At 71.0% G+C, this 3,182-nt stretch carries 2 protein-coding genes; both read left to right on the top strand.

Annotated features, from left to right (window positions below; genetic code table 11):
• Positions 1-35 precede the first annotated feature (35 nt).
• Complete coding sequence (locus RIF89_RS12950) at positions 36-917, top strand: carbohydrate ABC transporter permease (RefSeq protein WP_309069512.1); 882 nt, start codon at positions 36-38, stop codon at positions 915-917.
• A 43-nt stretch (positions 918-960) separates the two neighbouring features.
• The coding region (locus RIF89_RS12945; protein WP_309069511.1) for a glycoside hydrolase family 3 N-terminal domain-containing protein at positions 961-3,182 on the top strand (2,222 nt) is incomplete at its 3' end.

The raw sequence follows: 3,182 nt of genomic DNA, 5'->3' as shown, positions 1-3,182 counted from the left end.
GAGGGCGCGCTCACCGACGGCGGAAAGGCTGAGAAATGACCGCGACGTCCGTGGCGATCCAGGCGGTCGGCAGGAACAACCGGCCGGCGAAGATGCCGAGGGAGAAGTGGGGCAGCCCGTGGGTGTACCTGCTGGCGCTGATCCTGATCACGATCTGCATCACGCCCGTGCTGTACATCATCATCGGCGGCTTCCGCACCAACTCCCAGATCACGCAGGACCCGTCGGGCTGGCCGGCACCATGGCAGCTCGCGAACTACGGTGACGTGCTCACGGGCAGCGAGTTCTGGACCGCGGTGTGGAACTCCACGCTCGTCGCGCTCGCCACCACGGCCGGCGCGGTCGTGCTCGGCGTGATGGCGAGCTACGTGATCGCGCGCTACCAGTTCGCGGGCAAGGGCATCATGTACTCCGTGTTCGCGGCGGGCCTGATGTTCCCCGTCACGGTCGCGATCACGCCGCTGTACCTGCTGGTGCGCAACCTCGGCCTGGTGAACAGCCTCGGCGGCGTCATCCTGCCGCAGATCGCCTTCGCGCTGCCGACGACCATCATCATCCTCGTGCCGTTCCTGCGCGCGATCCCGAAGGAGCTCGAGGAGGCCGCGTCGATCGACGGCACCGGCCGGCTGGGGTTCTTCTGGCGCATGGTCGTCCCGCTGAGCCTTCCCGGCGTCATCACGGTGGGGATCCTGGCGTTCGTCGGCTCATGGAACGGGTACATGCTGCCGCTGTTCATCCTGAACGACAGCGACCTGTACACGCTGCCGCTGGGCGTGCAGAACTTCGCGTCTCAGTACTCGGTCGACACCGCCCGCGTGCTGGCCTACGTGTCGCTGTCGATGCTGCCCGCGCTGGTGTTCTTCAGCCTCTTCGAGCGCCGCATCGTCGGCGGCCTCACCGGCGCGGTCAAGGGCTGAGCCCCCGCGTCCAGCCTCATCGACACACCTTTTGGAGACATCCATGTCCCTTGACACGTCCATCGACGGCATCGCTCGCGCGGACGTCGCCGCCTTCCCCGAGGCATCCGACCGGGTGCGGGCGCTGCTGGCCGACATGACGCTCGAGGAGAAGGCCGCACAGATCGTCGGCTACTGGCTCGACCAGGGCGGGGAGGTCGTCGCCCCGTTGGCCGACGAGATGAGCACCGCGAAGGACGGCCGCACGCTCCCCGACATCACGCGCGAGGGCATCGGTCACTACACACGTGTGTACGGCACGCGTCCGGTCGATCCCGCCGAGCGCGCCGCGTGGCTGTGGGACGAGCAGCGTCGGCTCAAGCGCGAGACGCGGCTGGGCATCCCGGCCCTCGTGCATGAGGAGTGCCTGACCGGCCTGGCCGCGTGGAAGGCGGCGACCTTCCCGACCCCGCTGGCGTGGGGCGCGTCCTTCGACCCGGAACTGGTCGCCGAGATGGGTGAGCTGATCGGCGAGTCCATGCGCGCGCTCGGCATCCACCAGGGACTGGCACCCGTGCTGGACGTGATCCGGGACCCGCGCTGGGGCCGGGTGGACGAGTGCATCGGCGAGGACCCCTATCTCGTCGGAACCGTGGGCACGGCCTATGTGCGCGGCCTGCAGTCGACGGGAGTGCACGCGACGCTCAAGCACTTCCTCGGCTACTCGAACTCCCGCGCCGGGCGCAACCACGCGCCCGTGCACGCCGGTCCCCGCGAGGTGGCGGACGTGTTCCTGCCGCCGTTCGAGATGGCGATCCGGGACGGCCGCGTCAAGAGCGTCATGAACAGCTACGCCGAGATCGACGGCATGCCCGTGGCCGCCGATCCCGCCCTGCTCACGGGGCTGCTGCGGGAGCAGCTGGGCTTCGACGGCGTCGTGGTGGCGGACTACTTCGCGGTCGCGTTCCTCGAGGTCATGCACGCGGTGGCCGCCGATCGCGGCGAGGCCGCGGCGCAGGCCCTCACGGCCGGCATCGACGTCGAACTCCCCTCGGGCGACGCGTACCTCGCGCCGCTCGTGGAGCGCGTGCGCTCGGGCGCCCTGGATGAGGCCTACCTCGACCGCGCGGTGGCGCGGGCGCTGATGCAGAAGGAGGAGCTCGGCCTGCTCGAACCGGACGCCTTCGAGGACGAGCCGCCCGCCCGGATCGACCTCGACAGCCCGCGCCACCGCGACGTGGCGCTGCGCCTGGCGGAGGAGTCCCTCGTGCTGCTCTCGAACGACGGCGCGCTGCCGATGTCTGCGGGGGTCCGGCGCGTCGCGGTGATCGGTCCGAACGCCGACCGCGCCGCCGCGCTGCAGGGCTGCTACTCGTTCGCGAACCATGTGCTCGCCCACCACCCCGACCACGAGATCGGCTTCGAGATCCCGACCGTGCGCGAGGCGCTGGGCGCCGCGCTGCCCGACGCGGAGCTCCTCTTCGCGGAGGGCTGCGCCGTCGAGGGCGACGACCGCACCGGCTTCGACGCGGCCGTCGCGGCCGCGTCGGCGGCGGAGATCGCGGTGGTCGTCGTGGGCGATCAAGCCGGCCTGTTCGGCCGGGGCACGGTCGGTGAGGGCAACGATGTCGAGTCGCTCGACCTCCCGGGCGTCCAGCGGGAGCTGGTCGAGGCGGTGGTCGAGACAGGCACGCCGGTCGTGCTGGTCGTGATGACCGGCCGCCCGTACGCGATCTCGTGGGCGATCGACGGCGACGGCCCGCGGCCCTCCGCCGTGCTGCAGACCTTCTTCCCCGGCGAGGAGGGCGGCTCCGCCATCGCCGCGGTCCTCACCGGACGAACGGCCCCCTCGGGCCGGCTGCCCGTCAGCCTGCCGCGCTCTTCGGGCTCGTCGCCGTACAGCTACCTGCACCCGATCCTGGGCGGCCCGTCGGATGTCACCTCCACGGACTCGACGCCGCTGCGTCCGTTCGGATTCGGCCTGTCCTACACGACGTTCGCCTACGACGACCTGCGGGTGCCGTCCGGCGCACCGACCCACGGCCGCTTCGAGGCGTCGGTCGTTGTGACCAACACCGGCCACGTCGCGGCGACGGATGTCGTGCAGCTCTACGCGCGCGACGTCGTCGCGTCGATCTCGCGTCCGGTCGCCCAGCTGCTGGGCTACGCCCGCGTCGCGCTGGAGCCGGGACAGTCCCGCCGGGTGTCGTTCGACGTGCCGACTCAGCGCCTGAGCTTCACCGATCGCAGCATGACCCGCATCGTCGAGCCGGGCGACGTCGAGGT

Origin of the sequence: Microbacterium sp. (genome assembly GCF_031178525.1) — a bacterium.
Lineage (GTDB): Bacteria > Actinomycetota > Actinomycetes > Actinomycetales > Microbacteriaceae > Microbacterium.
This window is presented reverse-complemented; position numbering and strand designations above follow the sequence as displayed.

Bases quoted from the DNA above. Each gene is read 5' to 3' on its own strand.
- RIF89_RS12950 (WP_309069512.1), top strand. From the start codon at position 36: ATGACCGCGACGTCCGTGGCGATCCAGGCGGTCGGCAGGAACAACCGG.